The following is a 16,696-nucleotide window of genomic DNA, read 5'->3' on the forward strand; positions in this document are numbered from 1 at the left end:
CGCAGATCCCGCCCGCTCGCGACTCGGCAGCGCGCAGATCCCGCCCGCTCGCGACTCCGGAACCTGCAGATCCCGCCCGCTCGTGCTCGGCAACCCGCAGAATGGTTCCACCGTGACACGACCTGACACCGCCCCCCGCCGCCGCCTGCTCGCCGACCTCACCCCGCTCCGCCGCTCCCCCGCGTTCGCACGCCTCTGGGCCGGCACGGCGATCGCCGGCATCGGCACGCAGATGACCACCGTCGCGGTCGGCCTCGAGGTGTACGAGATCACCCGCTCGACCTTCGCGGTCGCGCTCGTGGGTGTCATCGCCCTCGTCCCGATGATCGTCGCGGGGCTCTACGGCGGGATGCTCGCCGACGCGTTCGACCGGCGGCTCGTGGCCCTCGTCTCGGCGATGGTCGCCTGGGTCGCGGTCGCGCTCATCGCCACGCACGCCTGGCTCGGACTGCAGAGCGTGGCGCTCCTCTACGTCCTGGCGACGGTCAACGCCGTGGCCGCGACCGTGAGCAACGCCTCGCGATCGGCGATCGTCCCCCGCCTCGTCGGGACCGACCTGCTCCCCGCGGCGAGCGCCCTCGGCGGCATCGCGTCCGGGTTCCAGGTGACCGTGGGCCCGGCGATCGCCGGTGTCCTGATCGCGAGCGTCGGGTTCGCGCCGACCTACACGATCGACGTCGTGCTCTTCACCTTCGCGTTCCTCGGCGTCTTCACCCTGCCCCGGATGGCGGCGGACCGCGACGCCCTGCGCCCCGGACTGAGCTCGCTGATCGAGGGCGCGCGCTTCCTGAAGCGGTCCCGCAACATCACGATGACGTTCGTGCTCGACATCGTCGCGATGACGTTCGGGCAGCCCCGGGTGCTCTTCCCCGCGATCGGCGCGCTCGTCATCGGCGGCGGTTCGATCACGGTCGGCACCCTGACCGCCGCCTACGCCATCGGTGCCCTGCTCTCGAGCGTGTTCTCCGGTCCGCTCGGGCACGTGCGCCGCCAGGGCGAGGCCGTCGGCTGGGCGATCGCCGCGTACGGCGGGGCGATCGCGGCGTTCGGTGTCGTCATCGCGGTCGCGCACCTGCTCGGCGGTCGGTCCGGCGAGGCGTTCGGCGTCGAGATCCTGCCGGCGCTCGGGCTCGCCGCGCTGTTCCTGGCCGCGGCGGGCGGTGCGGACAACGTCAGCTCGGTGTTCCGGAACACGATCCTGCAGGCGGCCTCGCCGGACGGCATGCGCGGTCGACTCCAGGGCATCTTCATCGTGGTCGTGACCGGCGGCCCGCGCCTCGGGGACCTGTACGCCGGTCTCGTCGTCGCGGCCGGCATCGCGTACCCGCCGATCATCGGCGGCGTGCTCATCATCGGGCTGGTGGCGCTGCTGCTCCGGCTGGTGCCGTCGTTCCGCCGCTACGACGCGCTCGACCCGCACGCGAACTGAGGCCCGTGCGCCGGGCCTGTGGCCGGGCCATCGAACCCGAGACTCGCGCCACGCGACGTTCCTCGCCGGCAACCCACCGAGAACGGTCGCGGACGCCGAGTCTCGCGCCAGGTGGGACGCGACCGGTGGCGGACGGGAGGCGCGTGGCGGCGGCACACCGCGCCTCCAGGCCGTCACGGGGTCGGGTACCGTACATCGCATGCCCGACAGCGCCTCGCGCGACCTGCAGCGGACCGGCGTCCGCGCGGTCGTCCGGCGCACGTACCACTCGGTGATCCGCCACCGCGTCGTCGACGCCGCGGCCTCGCTGACGTTCTTCGCCCTGCTGACGGTGTTCCCCGCGGCGCTCGCGGTGGTGTCGGCCCTGTCCGTCGTCGACCGGCAGGGCGACAGCCTGACCGACATCATCCAGGTGCTCGGCTTCATCGTCCGGCCGGAGACCGCACAGCACCTCGAGGGGCCGCTCCGACAGCTGCTGACGCTCGACAACCCGTGGGTCGGGTTCACGATCGGGCTCGTCCTGACGCTGTGGTCGCTCTCCGGCTACGCGACCGCGTTCGGTCGTGCGATGAACACCGCGTACGAGGTCGAGGAGGGTCGCCGGATCTGGAAGTTCCGCAGCATGATGCTCCTCGTCACGCTGCTCGTGATGGTGGGCGGGGCGATCGCGATCGTCATCCTGCTCGGCACACCGACGATCTCGGCGGCGATCGTCCGGCAGCTGGGGTGGGCGCTGTGGATCGACGACCTGTGGAACGTGGCGAAGTGGCCCGTGCTCGCCGTCGTCCTCGTGGTGATGGTCGCGGTGCTGTACTACGCGACCCCCAACGTGAAGACCCCGCAGCTGCGGTGGGTGTCCGCCGGTGCCGCGTTCGCCATCGTGACCTGGGCGCTGGCGACGGTGGGGTTCTCGGTCTACGTCGAGACGGTCGGCAGCGGCGGGAACCGGGCGTACGGCTGGCTCGGCGGCGCGATCCTGCTGCTCGTGTACCTGTACATCTCGAACTTCGTGCTCGTGGTCGGCGGGGAGCTCGACTCCGAGGTGATCCGGATGCGGCAGCTGCTCGCGGGCATCGAGGCGGACGAGTCGATCCGGCTGCCGCTCCGCGACGTCACGCGGAACTTCACGCTCGCGCGGTGGCGTGACCAGGACATCGCGGCGGCGCACCGGGTGCGGATCGCCGCCCAGCAGCGCGCCGAGGACGAGGAGTCCTCGCCGACGGAGGAGCACCTGCGGGCGATGTCCCGCCAGGTGCGGGTCGGCGAGCCCCCGCTGCCGTAGCGCGCTCGGCGTCGCACCACGGTTCCGACGTCGAACCAGGCGTCGGCCCTGGTTCGATGTCGGACTCCTGGTTCCATCCGCCGCCGAACCCGCTCCGCCCCGGCGTCGCGTCAGCGCTCGCGCCCGACCCGCTCGGCCTCGGCGTCGAGCATGGCCTCGGTGACGACCGGGATCGCCCCCGTCGCGAGCTCGATGCCCGACAGACGCGCCGGCGACAGCACACGCTGCACCTGGTCCTCGTCCATCAGCCCGGCAGCGGTGACGAGCGTCGCGATCGGCGTCGAGGTCGTCAAGGCCGTGTGCGCGATCGACGCAGCGGCCGCGTACCCGATGTACGGCGTCAAGGCGGTCACGACGCCGACGTTGGTGTCGACCTGCGCGGCGAGCTTCGCCTCGTTCGCCTCGATCCCCGTCACGCAGTTCACCCGGAGCGTGGCGCACCCGCTCGCCATCCACTGCAGCGACTGCAGGATCGAGTGCGTGATGATCGGCTCGAACGCGTTGAGCTGCAGCTGCCCGCCCTCGGCCGCCATCGTCACCGTCGTGTCGGCGCCCGCGACGGCGAACGCGATCTGGTTGACGACCTCGGGGATCACCGGGTTGACCTTGCCGGGCATGATCGACGAGCCGGCCTGGCGTGCGGGCAGCGTGATCTCGCCGAGTCCCGCCTGCGGCCCCGAGGCGAGGAGGCGCAGGTCGTTGCAGATCTTCGAGAGCTTCGCGGCGCTGCGCTTCACCGTGCCGGACAGCGTCATGAAGGCGCCGGCGTCGCTCGTCGCCTCGATCAGGTCGGGCGCGGTGACGATGTCGAGCCCGCTCGCGACCTGGAGCTGCCGACGCACCTCGTCGCGGTACTGCGGGTCGGCCGTGATGCCCGTGCCGATCGCCGTGGCGCCGAGGTTCGTCTCCGCGAGCAGCGGCGAGACGGTGCGGAGGAGCAGGACGTCCTCCTGGATGGTGTGCGCGAACCCGGTGAACTCCTGCCCGAGGGTCATCGGCACGGCGTCCTGCAGCTGCGTGCGGCCGATCTTCAGCACGTCCTGGAACGCACGGCCCCGCTCGGCGAAGGCGTCCGACAGCCGCTCGAGCTCACCGGTGAGCCGCCGGACGCCCAGGATCATCGCCAGCTTGATGCTCGTCGGGTAGGTGTCGTTCGTCGACTGGCTGCGGTTCACGTGGTCGATCGGGTGGAGGAACGCGTAGTCACCCTTCTCGCGCCCGAGGAGCTCGAGGGCCCGGTTCGCGAGCACCTCGTTCGTGTTCATGTTCGTCGAGGTCCCCGCCCCGCCCTGCACGATGTCGACGACGAACTGGTCACGCAGGGCCCCGTCGCGGACCTCCTGCGCCGCCTGGTCGATGGCGTCCGCACGTTCGGCATCGAGCACCCCGATGGCCTTGTTCGCCCGGGCGGCGGCCTGCTTCACGGTCGCGAGCGCCTCGATGAGGTCCGGGTACACCGCGATCGGCACCGACGTGATCGGGAAGTTCTCGAGCGCCCGCAGGGTGTTGATGCCCCAGTAGGCGTCGATCGGGACCTCGCGGGATCCCAGGGAGTCGGTCTCGGTGCGCGTTCGTGGTGCTTCGTTGCCGGTCACCCGTCCGAGGCTAGCCCGTCCGGTCGGTCGGGTCCGGCAACCGGGCGCGCGTGGTGGCCTGCTCTCCCGCGCGTCGGAGACCCTTCCGCGCGTAGGAGACCGTTCCGCGCGTAGGAGACCGTTCCTTCCGACCTGCCTCGCGCGGATCAGCATCCCAGGTCGGATGCGATGGGTCGGAACGTGCGGGGTGACGGACGGGAGGCACGGTGCCAGCTGACACCGTGCCTCCCGTCCGTCGTGTGGTCGGCGACCGTCAGTGGAACTGCGGGACGATCAGGTAGATGCCGTAGAGCACGGCCAGGCCGGAGACGGCGAAGCAGGCGACGGCCAGCGCGCGGAACGCGCGGACCCCGGGCTGCACCGTGCCGGGCTGGGGGAAGCCGGCCGTGGCGGGGCCGACGGTGCCGTCGTCCTTCACGGTGTACTTGCCGGCGCGGGTGTCGGCGGCGCTCCAGAGGCGCAGACCGACCGAGTAGACGAGGACCACGAAGCACGCGGAGACGACCGCGACGATCGCGACCGTCAGGAATGCGAACCAGTCGATGCCCATCAGCGGCGTCCTCCGTTCCGTCCGGCCATGCGGCGCAGGGTGCGCTCGCGGCTCAGCTCCGCGCGGCGCTCGGCCACCTGCGCGGCACGCTTCTTGCGCTGCAGGTCACGGAGCTCCTTGCGGGTGTAGACCGCGTTGGCGGCCACGTCGACCTCGATGGCCGCGGCCTGCTCGTGCGGCTTGCGGAGCGACCACAGGTAGAGCCCGAGGATCACGGCCGCGCCGACGACCGCGTCGACGACGAGTCCGCCGACGCCGAGCCGGGCGATGCCGGAGGCGATCGCGCCCACGGCCGCCGCGGCCGGCAGGGTGATGAACCAGGCGATGACGATCTTGCCCGCGGTCGACCACTGGATCTTCGAGCCGCGTCGGCCGAGACCAGCACCGATGATCGAGCCCGACGACACCTGCGTGGTCGAGAGCGCGAAGCCGAGGTGGCTCGACGCCAGGATGGTCGCGGCGGTGGAGGCCTCGGCCGCGAAGCCCTGCGTCGCGCGGATCTCGGTGATGCCCGAGCCCAGCGTCCGGATGATGCGCCAGCCGCCGGTGTACGTGCCGAGGGCGATCGCGAGCGCACAGGCGACGACGACCCAGAACTGCACGCCCTGGTCGGCGGACTGCGCGCCCGACGCGATGAGCGTCAGCGTGATCACGCCCATCGTCTTCTGCGCGTCGTTCGTGCCGTGCGCGAGCGACACCATCGAGCTCGTGAACACCTGGCCGATCCGGAAGCCGCCGCGCTCGTTCGGGAACACCGGACGGCGGGTGACGCGGTACGCGATCCGGGTCGCCAGGAGCGACACCAGCGCGGCGATCACCGGCGACAGGAACGCCGGGATGATCACGACGGTCAGCAGCGCCGCGTAGTTCACGGACCCGAACCCGGCACCGACGATCGCGGCGCCGATGAGCCCGCCGAACAGCGCGTGCGAGGACGACGACGGCAGGCCGCGGAGCCACGTGATCATGTTCCACACGACCGCGCCGATGAGGCCCGCGAAGATCATCTCCGGGGTGATCGCCACGCCGCCGGGGCCCTCGTTGATCAGCCCGTGCGAGATCGACGTCGCCACGGCGGTGCTGAGGAACGCACCGACGAGGTTGAGCACCGCGGCGACCGTGACGGCCACCTTCGGCTTCATGGCACCCGTGGCGATCGGGGTCGCCATCGCGTTGGCGGTGTCATGGAATCCGTTTGTGAAGTCGAAGAAGAGGGCCAACGCGATGACCAGGACGACTATGAGTGTGATGTCCACCGCGGGCAAGTGTCCCAGGCCCGACCGCTGAGCACAAACCCTGTCGTTCACCCGCCGTTCACCACGCCTGCGCAGTCGTTCAGGTTCGGAACCATCCGGATGGGAGGATTGCTCCCATGGACACCGCGGAACTCCTCATCCTGTTGATCGGTTCACTCGCGGTGACCGGGTTCGCACGGGCGAAGGGACTCCCCGCTCCGCTGCTCGTGACCGCAGTGGCCCTCGCGGCGTCGTTCCTGCCCGGTCTGCCGGAGATGGAGATCGACTCCGAGGTGATCCTCACGGTGATCCTCCCGCCGCTGCTGTACTCGGCGGCGCTCGACGTGTCGTGGCAGAGCTTCCGGCAGTCCATCAAGCAGATCCGACGACTCGGCATCTTCCTCGTCATCGTGACCGCCCTCGCGGTGGCGGTCGCGGCCTACGTGCTCATCCCGGACATGGACTGGCCGGCGGCCATCCTGCTCGGCGCCGTCGTCGCGCCGCCGGACGCCGTGTCGGCCGCGGCGATCGGCCGGAAGCTCGGACTCCCCCGCCGGGTGATGACGGTGCTGTCCGGCGAGAGCCTCATCAACGATGCGGCGTCGCTGACCCTCGTGCGGGTCTTCACGCTCATCGCAGCGGGCACCTCGCTGACGATCTGGCAGGACCTCGGCATCTTCGGGCTCGCGATCGGTGTCGGCCTGGCGGTCGGCATCGTGCTCGGCGTCGCGGTGCACTGGATCCGGATGCGCATCAACGACCCGGTCGTCGAGACGATCATGAGCATCCTGTTGCCGTTCGTCGCCTACATCGTCGCCGAGGACCTCTCCGGCTCCGGGGTCATCGCGGTGGTCACTGCCGGCCTGTACATCGGCTACAACTCGCCGAAGGAGGGCTACGCGACGCGGCTGCAGGAGCGTCCGCTGTGGACGAGCATCGACGTGATCCTCGAGGGGTTCGTCTTCGCCCTGATCGGCCTGCAGCTGAAGACAGTCGTGCAGGACCTGGTGGAGAGCGACCGCAGCCTGACGCAGACGCTCACCGCGGCGGCCGTCGTGCTGGTCGTCGTGATCCTGGTCCGGCCGCTCTTCGTGTTCGAGTCCTACGTGCGGAACCGCATCAACGGCCGGTGGCTGCGGCCGCTGCGCGTGCGGCTGTCCCGTGGGCACCCGTCCCTGCGCTGGCTGCGCGGCTCCGCCGAGCCGAAGCTCAACTGGCGGGAACTCACCGTCATCTCCTGGACCGGCATGCGCGGGGTGGTGACCCTCGCCGCGGCGGTGTCGGTCGTCGGCAACTCGGTCCAGATCAAGGCGCAGGACACCATCTTCGTGATCGCCTTCGTGGTGACGGTCGGCACGCTCCTGCTGCAGGGCCTGACCCTGCCCTTCGTGATCCGTGCGCTCAGGGTGCAGGACCCGGCCGAGGGCGAGGAGGACGTCCGCAGCGAGATGCGCCTCAACCAGCGGACCATCGAGGCCGCGATCGCGCTGCTCGAGCGGCGGCGGCCGGCGTGGGCCGAGCAGTACGGCGCGGAGGCATCGGACAGCGTCGTGAACCGGCTGAAGGCTCGACTCGAGCGGCAGGCCGAGACCTTCCGCCGCGACGCCGAGGAGGAAGAGGTCGAGGACCGGAACGCTCCCCTCCGGCTCCGCGGGGCGCAGATCCAGGACATCCGGCGCGAACTGCTCGACCGGCGGCGCGAGATCGTGCTCGAGGAACGCGAGAAGGGCAACCTCGACGAGGAGGTCATGCGCCGCGTGCTCGTGACGCTCGACGCCGAGGAGCTCGCGATGGACTCGGCCCAGGCGTCCCGCAGCCGGAGCTGAGCTGCCGGCGTCCGCAGCCGTCGTCCGGAGCCGTCGTCCGGAGGAGGCGTCGCGCTGCCCCCGCCCGCAGCGGGAGCTCCGCTGCTCTCGGCGCGCGGTGAGCGCGCGCGGCGTACCGTGATGCTCCGACCAGCAGAAGGAGCAGAGCGCCGAGTGAGCGAGCCGCGGAACGACGTCCCCAGGAACAGCGACCTCCCCGATCGCGACGGAGCGCCGCGGTCGTCTATGCCGAAGCCCCGCCAGACGCGACCCTCGACGCGCGGCGGCTCGCGACCCCGTCGTGGTGCTCCCGTGGCCGGCAGCCGCGGCGGCGGGCACCGGGCGGCACGCGTCCGCCAGGCACCCGTGCCGGAACCGCAGAAGATCAGCCGCTACCGCCGCTGGTACGGCACGCTCCACCCGTCCCTGCAGCTCATCGGCCTGCAGCTCTGGATGCCGCTGTTCTTCATCGTCGGCTTCTGCCTCTGCTACGTCTTCGCGTTCCACGCCCCGCACCCGCACGACGTCCCCGTCGCCCTGGTCGGCAGCGACCCGACGCTCGTCGCCGCCGTCGACAAGGCCCTGCCCGGCGAGTACGTCTTCCACACCTACGACTCGCTCGCCCGCGCGAAGCAGGACGTGCTCGCCGGCACGATGGCCGTCGCGTACGACCCGTCCGCCGACGAGGTCTTCAAGGCCAGCGCCCACCAGTTCCAGGTCGCGTCGCTCGTCCCCGCCACGCTGAGCTCCGTGCTCACCGGGATCGGCGTCGCCGCCCCGACCGTCACCGAGCTCGCACCGCTGCCCGCGTACGACGAGTACGGCACCGTCGCGATGTACGTCATGCTCGCGTGGTGCATCGGCGGCTACATGGTCGCGATGTTCATCGGCATCATGGGCGGCCCGCTGCGGCACCGGACCCGCATGACCGTGATCGTGGTCGGCGGCCTCGTGATCTCCCTCATCACGAACACACTGGCCGGCCCCGTCGTCGGTGCGATCCGGGGGCACTGGATCGAACTCGTCCTCATCGCGTGGGGGTGGATCGTCGCGATCGGTCTCGCGGTCAACGGGCTGAGCTACTTCGTCGGCCGCTTCATCGCCGCTCCCGCCATGATCTGCTTCGTCTTCCTGTCGATGCCGTCCTCCGGCGGGGCGTACCCGAAGTGGTTCATGCCGGAGCCCTTCGCGTGGCTCAACCACGTCGTGGTCGGCTCGAGCATGGTCGACATGATCAAGCACGAGGTCTACGGCATCGGCCCCGGGTTCGGCCGCGGCCTGATCACCATGGGCTGCTACGCCGCGGCCGGGCTCGTGCTCATGTTCTTCGGCAAGCAGTGGTGGGAACGCCGTCGGATCTCCGCGATCGTGAACAACCGCACGACGATGTTCCAGGACGCCCAGAACGCGAACCGCGAGTTCCTGGGCAGGCAGCGGGACGCCGAGCTCGAGCGCCACGGCCTGACCTCGACCGAGACCGGCACGCTGAGCGTGCTGCGCGACGACGACTGGGAGGACGACCGCGTCTCCGGCGACGTCTTCACCGGCGGCCGCGACGGCCTCGAGCAGGAGACCACCCCGACCGGACGCATCCCCGTGGTGCGGCAGGCGGACCGGTCCGGTCCGGGTCGACCGGGAGGCCCGTCCAACGGTCCGCGCACCCGTCCCGTCCCACGCGTGGACGCATCGGGTCGACGCCCGGCCCCGGCGGGATCGCGCACGACGCGCCCCGGTGCGCCCGAGGGGCGCGAGCGCGAGCACGGCCGGCACGCCGAGCGTTGACGCGCGCGTATCCTGTTCCGCATGCAACCGCGCACCGCCTGGCACCGCGTCCTCGTCACCGCCGTCGTCGCGTTCCTCGTGCTCGCGGCCGCGCTCTACGCCGCGAGCGTGTTCCTCGCGCCCGCCGACGGCCGGAACACCGCCGGCCTGTTCGTCGGCTGGGCGATGTTCGCCGTGCTCGGCGCCATCGCCGCGGGCATCGTCGACTTCTTCGTCCGCCCGCTCGGTGGTCGCAGCGGTGACGCGGACGTCCTGGCCGCGGCCGAGGAGGCACGCACCGGCAGCACCCGGGTGCAGCAGGGCCGCGCCGGCGCCCGCTAGACGCCCGCGCCGCTGAACCCCGAGACGGTCGCGTTGTCCTCCGCGAACGTGAAGCGAGCGTGGACGCTCCCGCCGGCCAGCACGCCCGGCAACCAGTAGCGAGCGTCGTCCCACATGGCGTCGTACGGAACCGTGTCGACCGGGATCCAGCGCGGCTCCAGCTCGTCGCTGCCGGACGGTTCGCCCTGCCACCGGCGGCAGACGAAGACGTCCGAGACCTGGGACCAGGACGGGCGGAACGGGAACCGGTAGTCCAACGTGCCGCGTGCCTCCAGGTCGTCCGTGTCGAGACGCAGGCCGACCTCCTCCGCCACCTCGCGCACCGCTGCCGCCACCGGCGGCTCCCCCGGCTCCCGCTTGCCGCCCGGACCGACCACCCGACCGGCACCGAGCCCGCGACGCTTCTCGCCGAGCAGCACCTCGGGGCCGTCGACGCCGTCCCGGAGCAGGTAGACGACCACGACCGGGGCGTGCTGGGACTTCGTCTCGTCGCGTGCGGTCACGGTCCCCAGTCTGGCGGACGTGTCCGGTGGACGCTCCACGCTGGCGTACGATCGCAGGCATGGCAGGCGTGCTGCGGGGGCACCATGGCTGAGCCCCGCAGGACCGGGCGCAGCCTCGAAGTGCTGCGCGCCGAGGCCGCCGAGGAGATCTCGATGATCGTCGAGCACCGGAGCCGCGCGGGCGAGGACCCGTGGGAGTTCATGCCGACGCTGCCGACCGTCGACGAGCAGGTCGTGCTCATCCTGCGCGCGGACGCCGTGGAGCTCGACGCGGCGATCGGGCAGCGGAGCGCGCACTGGGCCGGGCACCCGGCGTCCGGGCAGCGCACCGAGCTCGGCGAGGAGTACCACCGGCTCCGTCGCATCGCCCTGCAGCACCCCGAGCTGACGCCCGCGGTGTGGAAGCTCATGGGGTCGCTCCCCGGCCGCGACTGACGTCCGCCCGACCGGCGCTGGGGTTGGATGGACGCATGACCGACACCGTCCTCGCCGTCCTCAACCAGCCCTCGCGCGACGCAGCCCCGCACGACCCGGAGGCCGACGCCTTCACGTGGGCGACGCCGCTCGAGGAGCACCTGCAGGTGCAGGACCTCGGCGCGATCCGCGGCGACGGGGTGTTCGAGACCATCACGGTCGTCGACGGTCGGCCGCAGGCACTCGAGCCGCACCTGGCGCGGTTCGTCCGGTCGGCGGCGATGCTCGACCTCCCGGCGCCGGACCTCGACGCGTGGCGGCAGGCGATCGAGGCCGCGTGCGCCCGGCTCGACCCGGTGCACGAGGCCTTCGCGAAGACCGTCATGACCCGCGGCGTCGAGGGGTCGCATCGCCCGACCGGCTGGGTGTACGCCGCGCCGTCCGGCGACCAGACCCCCGCGCGCACCGAGGGCATCGCCGTCGTGACGCTCGACCGCGGCTACCGGCACGACGTCGAGCGGACCTCGCCGTGGCTGCTGCAGGGCGCGAAGACGCTGTCGTACGCGGTGAACATGGCGGCGCTCCGCGAGGCCGAGCGTCGCGGCGCCGACGACGCGCTCTTCGTCTCCTCGGACGGGTACGTGCTCGAGGGCACGCGCGCGAACCTCGTGGCGTCCGTGGACGGGCGCTTCGTGACGCCTCGGACCGACATCGGGATCCTGGCCGGGACGACGCAGGCCGACGTGTTCCGGTTCGCCGAGGGCGAGGGCGTCGCGACGTCGTACGAGCTGCTCACCCTGGCCGACCTCGAGGCCGCGGACGCCCTCTGGCTGCTGTCGAGCGTCCGACAGGCCGCGCCCATCCGCTCGGTGAACGGCGTCGCGCGGTCGATGGACCTGCCGATGACGGAGCGCATCAACGACTTCCTGCTCTCCCGCGACCAGTAGCCGGCCGGGAGGCCCGTGGCGGGGCCGCCACGGGCCTGCCGGCCGTCACCGGGTCACCAGCGCGGGGTGGTGACGCCCGTCCCGTCGACCCACTCGTAGACGGACGCGCCCTCGATCCAGACGCGCGTCGCGCGACTGGTCGCGGCGAGCGGGTCGCCGTCCCACAGGACCAGGTCGGCGTCGAACCCCGGCGCGATGCGACCGACCCGGTCGCCGAAGCCGAGGAAGTCCGCCGGGTTGGTCGTGAGGGCCTCGATCGCGGTCTGCCAGGGCAGGCCCTCCTTGACCGCGGCGGTGGCCTGGTCGACGAGCATCGCGATCGGCACGACCGGCGCGTCCGTCGTGATCGCCACGCGGACCCCGGCTGCGGCGAGCGCCACGACGTTCGGGATGCCACGGTCGCGGAGCTCCACCTTCGAACGGCTGGTGAAGAGCGGGCCGTAGATGACCGGCACGTCACGTTCGGCGAGCAGGTCCGCGAGCTTGTGCGCCTCGGTGCCGTGGTTCACGACGAGCCGGTAGCCGAACTCGTCCGCCAGGCGGAGTGCGGTCGCGAGGTCGTCGTGCCGGTGCACGTGCTGGTCCCAGGCGAGCTCGCCGTCGAGCACCCGGACGAGCGTCTCCTTCGTCAGGTCGCGGGTGAAGGGCTCCCCCTTCGCCGCCGCAGCGTCACGGGCGGCGCGGTGGTCCTGCGCGGCGACGAAGGCCTCGCGGATGACCTTCGCGACGCCGAGCCGCGTCGACGGCGTCCTCCCCTTCTCGCCGTACACCCGCTTCGGGTTCTCGCCGAGGGCACTCTTCACGCTCACGGCGTCGGAGATGAGCTGCTCGTCGATCGTCCGACCACCCCAGGTCTTGATCGCGACGGTCTGCCCACCGATCGGGTTGCCCGAGCCGGGCTTCACGACGATGCTCGTGATGCCGCCGGACAGTGCGTCGCGGAACCCCTCGTCGTCGATGTCCACGGCGTCGATCGCCCGGACCGCCGCCTGGTTCGGATCGGTCATCTCGTTCGTGTCGTTGCCGGCCCAGCCGTTCGCCTCCTCGTGGATGCCGACGTGGCCGTGCGACTCGACGAAGCCCGGGACGAGCCAGGCGCCGGCGGCGTCGACCACGGGCAGGTCCGGCGGCGGCGTGACGTCGGGGCCGACCGCGGTGATGCGGCCGTCCTCGACGACGACGGCACCGCCGTCGAAGGGTGCAGCGGTGACGGGGACGACGTGCGCCCCGGTGACGACGAAGGAGTTGCGCATGCCACCACGGTACGGCGGCCCGGTCACGCCGCTCGCGAGATACGGATTCCTGGCGTCGGCTCGCCGGATCGTCCTACCGTCTCGGCACCGACGACCCACGCAGGAGGCTCCGTGTCCCGACCCCGACCCCACTGGCCCGCACACGGCACGATCGTCCGCCCCTGGCGCAGCGCCGTCCGCGGTGACCGGAGCGTCCGCCGGACCACCACCGTCACGGCCTCGGTCCCGCCGCGGATCGCCGACGCGCACTGGGAGCCCGACCGGACGACCGCCGCCCTGCTCGACCGCAGCCTCGATGCGCTCACGGCCCTCGACGACGGCGACGGCGGTGCAGCTCCCCTGCACCGGCTGCTCACCCGGTCCGAGGCGGTCGCGACCTCGCGCATCGAGCACGAGGACGCCACCGCCGAGGACGTCGCACGCGCCCTGGTGGGCGTGCGGGCGAACACGAGCGCCACGGCGATGGTGCAGGCCGGCGACGCCCTCGACCGCCTGGTGCGCGCGGCCGGAGCCGGACGCCTCGACGAGACCGCGTTGCTCGACGCCCACCGTGGTCTGCTCCGGGGTGATCCGGTGGACGGTCCGTACGCCGGCCGCTACCGCACGGTGCAGAACTGGATCGGCGGCGGGAGCACACCGCGCGACGCCGACCACGTCCCGCCGCCGCCCGGACTCGTGCCCGCCCTGATGGCGGACCTCTTCGCCTTCCTCGAGCGCGACGACCTGCACCCGGTGGCCCAGGCAGCGATCGCACACGCGCAGTTCGAGTCGATCCACCCGTTCACGGACGGCAACGGCCGGACGGGGCGGGCGCTCGTCGCCGCGGTGCTGCGCGCTCGGGGCGCGTCGCGGCGTGCGAGCCCGCCGGTCTCGACCGTCCTGGTCGCCGAGCGAGCGCGGTACTTCACCCACCTGGCTCGGTACCGCGACGGCTTCGTCGACGAGTGGGTCCGCGACGTGGCGATCGCCGTGGGCACCGGCTCGGACGAGGCGCTCGTGACGGGCCTGCTGCTCGACGAGGTCGCACAGGACCGCGCGGCGACGGTCTGCGCCTCCGGTCCGCACGCGGTGCTCGGACGGGCACTCGAGCAGGACGCCGTCCTGACCGAGGAGCACGCCGAGGACCTCCTCCGCCGCGCGGTCTCGCAGGGCGTCCTCGGGGGCCCGGTCGAGCCGCTGCTCGAGACCACGATCGCCGACCTCTGCCGCGCCGGGGTCCTCCGGCCCGTGACCAGCCGTCGACGGCGTCGCGCGTGGATCGCCCCCGCGGTCGTGACCGAGCTCGACGCGTTCACCGAGCGCGTGCGGGCGGGCGTCGAGGCCCGGGCGCATAGGGTGGCGTGGTGAGCAGTGAGCACGCCCAGGCCACCCCGCCGACCGCCGCGAAGCGGCCCGTCACGCGGACCCACCACGGCATCGAGTTCGTCGACGACTACGAGTGGCTGCGGGACAAGGAGTCACCGGAGACCCTCGCCCACCTCGAGGCCGAGAACGCGTGGACCGAGGCGCGGACGGCGCACCTCGCCGGACTCCGCGACCGCATCTTCGCCGAGGTGAAGAACCGCGTGCAGGAGACCGACCTCTCCGTACCGGTGCGGATGGGCGACTGGTGGTACTTCACGCGCACGGCCGAGGGCAGCCAGTACGGCGTGCACTGCCGCGCGCCGATCAGCGGCCCGGACGACTGGACGCCGCCCGCGGTCGACGAGGGCGCTGCGGCACTGCCCGGGGAGCAGGTCGTCCTCGACGGCAACGCCCTGGCCGAGGGACACGACTTCTTCTCGCTCGGCAGCTACGACATCAGCGACGACGGCACGCGCCTGCTGTACGGCGTCGACGTCGAGGGCGACGAGCGCTACACCCTGCACGTGCGGGACCTCACGACCGGCACGGACCTCGGTGACGAGATCCCGGACACCGGCTCCGGCGCCACCTTCGACCCGTCCGGGCAGTACGTGTTCTACCCGACGGTGGACGAGTCCTGGCGTCCGGACCGCATCTGGCGGCACGCCGTCGGCAGCGCCACGGGCGACGACGTCGTCGTGTTCGAGGAGCCCGACGACCGCTACTGGGTCGGCGTCGGGGTGACGCGCTCGTCGCAGTACATCGTCATCGAGCTCGGGTCGAAGATCACGTCCGAGGCGCTGGTGCTCGACGCGGCCGACCCGACCGGCGAGTTCCGTGTCGTGTGGCCGCGGCGCGACGGTGTCGAGTACGAGATCGAGCACGCGATCGTCGGCGGGAGCGACCGCTTCCTCGTGCTGCACAACGACGGCGCCGAGAACTTCGAACTCGTCGACGTGCCCGCCGACGACCCCACCTCGGAGCACGACCGACGTGTCGTCGTCGCGCACCACCCCGAGCGTCGCATCGAGTCCGTGGACGCCTTCGCCGGGCACCTCGCGCTCGAGTACCGGGCCGAGGCACTCCCCCGCGTCGCGGTCATCCCGATCGAGGGCGACGGGTACGGCGACGCGCACGAGGTCCCCTTCGACGAAGCCCTCTTCGCAGCTGGGCTCGGCGGCAACCCCGAGTGGGAGCAGCCGACCCTGCGCATCGGGTACACGTCGTTCGTCACCCCGTCCGAGGTGAGCGACCTCGACCTGGCGACCGGCGAGGTCACGGTGCTCAAGCGCCAACCGGTCCTCGGCGGCTACGACCCGGCCGACTACGTGCAGGAACGCGACTGGGCGACGGCCCCGGACGGCACGAAGGTGCCGATCTCGCTCGTCTGGCGTCGCGACGCGGTCGACGCCGACGTCCCGGCGCCGCTGCACCTGTACGGCTACGGGTCGTACGAGCACTCGATCGACCCGGGCTTCAGCGTCATGCGCCTGTCGATGCTCGACCGCGGGGTCGTCTTCGCGGTCGCCCACGTGCGGGGCGGTGGCGAGATGGGCCGCCACTGGTACGAGGACGGCAAGACGCTGACGAAGAAGAACACCTTCACCGATTTCGTCGCGGTCGCGGAGCACCTGATCGCGAGCGGCCGGACGAGCGCCGACCGCCTGGTGGCCGAGGGCGGCAGCGCCGGTGGTCTGCTCATGGGCGCCGTCGCCAACCTGGCGCCCGAGCGGTTCGCCGGCATCCTGGCCGCCGTCCCGTTCGTCGATGCGCTGACCAGCATCCTCGACCCCGACCTGCCCCTCACGGTGATCGAGTGGGACGAGTGGGGCGACCCGCTGCACGACGCCGAGGTCTACCGGTACATGAGCGAGTACTCGCCGTACGAGAACGTGCGCGACGACGTGCAGTACCCGCAGATCCTCGCCGTGACGTCGATCAACGACACGCGCGTGCTCTACGTCGAGCCGGCGAAGTGGACCGCGAAGCTGCGGGAGGTCCGCGCTCCGGTGCTGCTGAAGACCGAGATGGCCGCGGGACACGGCGGTGTGAGCGGCCGGTACGACTCCTGGCGTGAGCGTGCCTTCGAGCTCGCGTGGCTGCTCGACGTGCTCGGGCTGGCCGACGTGAACCCGGCGGCCGCCACGGCGGAGCCGATCGCCGCCGGCTGAGCGAGGAGCGGCCAGCGGGCTGCTCGCTGCCGCGCCGGCCGCTACCGCGCCGGCCGCTGCCGATC

At 72.0% G+C, this 16,696-nt stretch carries 14 protein-coding genes; 9 read left to right on the forward strand and 5 right to left on the reverse strand.

Annotated features, from left to right (window positions below):
• Positions 1 to 112 precede the first annotated feature (112 nt).
• Positions 113 to 1,429: an MFS transporter gene (locus tag QUG98_RS00430; protein WP_289468699.1), complete on the forward strand. Its 1,317-nt coding sequence runs from the start codon at positions 113 to 115 to the stop codon at positions 1,427 to 1,429.
• Positions 1,430 to 1,628: 199 nt separating this feature from the next.
• Positions 1,629 to 2,711 (forward strand): YihY/virulence factor BrkB family protein, encoded by a 1,083-nt coding sequence (locus QUG98_RS00435; protein ID WP_289468700.1) that lies wholly within the window; start codon positions 1,629 to 1,631, stop codon positions 2,709 to 2,711.
• Between the two features lie 110 nt (positions 2,712 to 2,821).
• On the opposite strand, the gene QUG98_RS00440 is transcribed toward QUG98_RS00435, so the two are convergent.
• The 3 genes from QUG98_RS00440 to QUG98_RS00450 form a co-directional block, all read right to left on the reverse strand.
• Positions 2,822 to 4,306, reverse strand: a complete 1,485-nt coding sequence (locus tag QUG98_RS00440) for an aspartate ammonia-lyase (protein ID WP_289468701.1) — start codon at positions 4,304 to 4,306, stop codon at positions 2,822 to 2,824.
• 253 nt (positions 4,307 to 4,559) lie between these two features.
• Positions 4,560 to 4,856, reverse strand: coding sequence for a hypothetical protein (locus tag QUG98_RS00445; RefSeq protein ID WP_289468702.1), 297 nt, complete (start codon positions 4,854 to 4,856; stop codon positions 4,560 to 4,562).
• Positions 4,856 to 6,112 carry an inorganic phosphate transporter gene (locus tag QUG98_RS00450; RefSeq protein ID WP_058728793.1) on the reverse strand — a complete coding sequence of 419 codons (1,257 nt, stop codon included), beginning with the start codon at positions 6,110 to 6,112 and terminating at the stop codon, positions 4,856 to 4,858. The genes QUG98_RS00445 and QUG98_RS00450 overlap by 1 nt, the downstream gene beginning before the upstream one ends.
• A 116-nt stretch (positions 6,113 to 6,228) precedes the next feature.
• Here QUG98_RS00450 and QUG98_RS00455 point away from each other — a divergent pair, with 116 nt between their 5' ends.
• The 3 genes from QUG98_RS00455 to QUG98_RS00465 all read left to right on the forward strand — a co-directional run bounded on the left by QUG98_RS00455 (position 6,229) and on the right by QUG98_RS00465 (position 9,999).
• A complete protein-coding gene (locus QUG98_RS00455; protein WP_289468703.1) occupies positions 6,229 to 7,917 on the forward strand; it encodes a cation:proton antiporter in 1,689 nt (562 codons plus the stop codon).
• Between the two features lie 291 nt (positions 7,918 to 8,208).
• Positions 8,209 to 9,678, forward strand: coding sequence for an ABC transporter permease (locus tag QUG98_RS00460; protein ID WP_289468704.1), 1,470 nt, complete (start codon positions 8,209 to 8,211; stop codon positions 9,676 to 9,678).
• A 21-nt stretch (positions 9,679 to 9,699) separates the two neighbouring features.
• Complete coding sequence (locus QUG98_RS00465; protein WP_289468705.1) at positions 9,700 to 9,999, forward strand: hypothetical protein; 300 nt, start codon at positions 9,700 to 9,702, stop codon at positions 9,997 to 9,999.
• Here QUG98_RS00465 and QUG98_RS00470 read toward each other — a convergent pair.
• On the reverse strand, positions 9,996 to 10,502 hold the full coding sequence (locus QUG98_RS00470; RefSeq protein WP_058728789.1) for an 8-oxo-dGTP diphosphatase: 507 nt from the start codon (positions 10,500 to 10,502) through the stop codon (positions 9,996 to 9,998). The genes QUG98_RS00465 and QUG98_RS00470 overlap by 4 nt on opposite strands.
• Before the next feature lie 84 nt (positions 10,503 to 10,586).
• Between QUG98_RS00470 and QUG98_RS00475 the strand changes: the two genes are divergently transcribed.
• Both QUG98_RS00475 and QUG98_RS00480 read left to right on the forward strand, forming a co-directional pair.
• Positions 10,587 to 10,937 (forward strand): hypothetical protein, encoded by a 351-nt coding sequence (locus QUG98_RS00475; RefSeq protein ID WP_058728788.1) that lies wholly within the window; start codon positions 10,587 to 10,589, stop codon positions 10,935 to 10,937.
• Positions 10,938 to 10,972: 35 nt separating this feature from the next.
• Positions 10,973 to 11,863, forward strand: coding sequence for an aminodeoxychorismate lyase (locus QUG98_RS00480; protein WP_289468706.1), 891 nt, complete (start codon positions 10,973 to 10,975; stop codon positions 11,861 to 11,863).
• Between the two features lie 53 nt (positions 11,864 to 11,916).
• On the opposite strand, the gene QUG98_RS00485 is transcribed toward QUG98_RS00480, so the two are convergent.
• Complete coding sequence (locus QUG98_RS00485) at positions 11,917 to 13,116, reverse strand: amidohydrolase (RefSeq protein ID WP_289468707.1); 1,200 nt, start codon at positions 13,114 to 13,116, stop codon at positions 11,917 to 11,919.
• 111 nt (positions 13,117 to 13,227) lie between these two features.
• On the opposite strand from QUG98_RS00485, the gene QUG98_RS00490 reads away from it, so the two are divergent.
• Both QUG98_RS00490 and QUG98_RS00495 read left to right on the forward strand, forming a co-directional pair.
• A complete protein-coding gene (locus tag QUG98_RS00490; RefSeq protein WP_289468708.1) occupies positions 13,228 to 14,463 on the forward strand; it encodes a Fic family protein in 1,236 nt (411 codons plus the stop codon).
• Entirely contained in the window at positions 14,460 to 16,631 is a 2,172-nt protein-coding gene (locus QUG98_RS00495; protein WP_289468709.1) for a S9 family peptidase, read from the forward strand. The genes QUG98_RS00490 and QUG98_RS00495 overlap by 4 nt, the downstream gene beginning before the upstream one ends.
• Positions 16,632 to 16,696 lie beyond the last annotated feature (65 nt).

This window comes from Curtobacterium subtropicum, assembly GCF_030362975.1.
GTDB lineage: Bacteria > Actinomycetota > Actinomycetes > Actinomycetales > Microbacteriaceae > Curtobacterium > Curtobacterium subtropicum.

Bases quoted from the DNA above. Each gene is read 5' to 3' on its own strand.
- QUG98_RS00435 (WP_289468700.1), top strand. From the start codon at position 1,629: ATGCCCGACAGCGCCTCGCGCGACCTGCAGCGGACCGGCGTCCGCGCG.
- QUG98_RS00455 (WP_289468703.1), top strand. From the start codon at position 6,229: ATGGACACCGCGGAACTCCTCATCCTGTTGATCGGTTCACTCGCGGTG.
- QUG98_RS00445 (WP_289468702.1), bottom strand. From the start codon at position 4,856: ATGGGCATCGACTGGTTCGCATTCCTGACGGTCGCGATCGTCGCGGTC.
- QUG98_RS00485 (WP_289468707.1), bottom strand. From the start codon at position 13,116: ATGCGCAACTCCTTCGTCGTCACCGGGGCGCACGTCGTCCCCGTCACC.
- QUG98_RS00480 (WP_289468706.1), top strand. From the start codon at position 10,973: ATGACCGACACCGTCCTCGCCGTCCTCAACCAGCCCTCGCGCGACGCA.
- QUG98_RS00465 (WP_289468705.1), top strand. From the start codon at position 9,700: ATGCAACCGCGCACCGCCTGGCACCGCGTCCTCGTCACCGCCGTCGTC.
- QUG98_RS00475 (WP_058728788.1), top strand. From the start codon at position 10,587: ATGGCTGAGCCCCGCAGGACCGGGCGCAGCCTCGAAGTGCTGCGCGCC.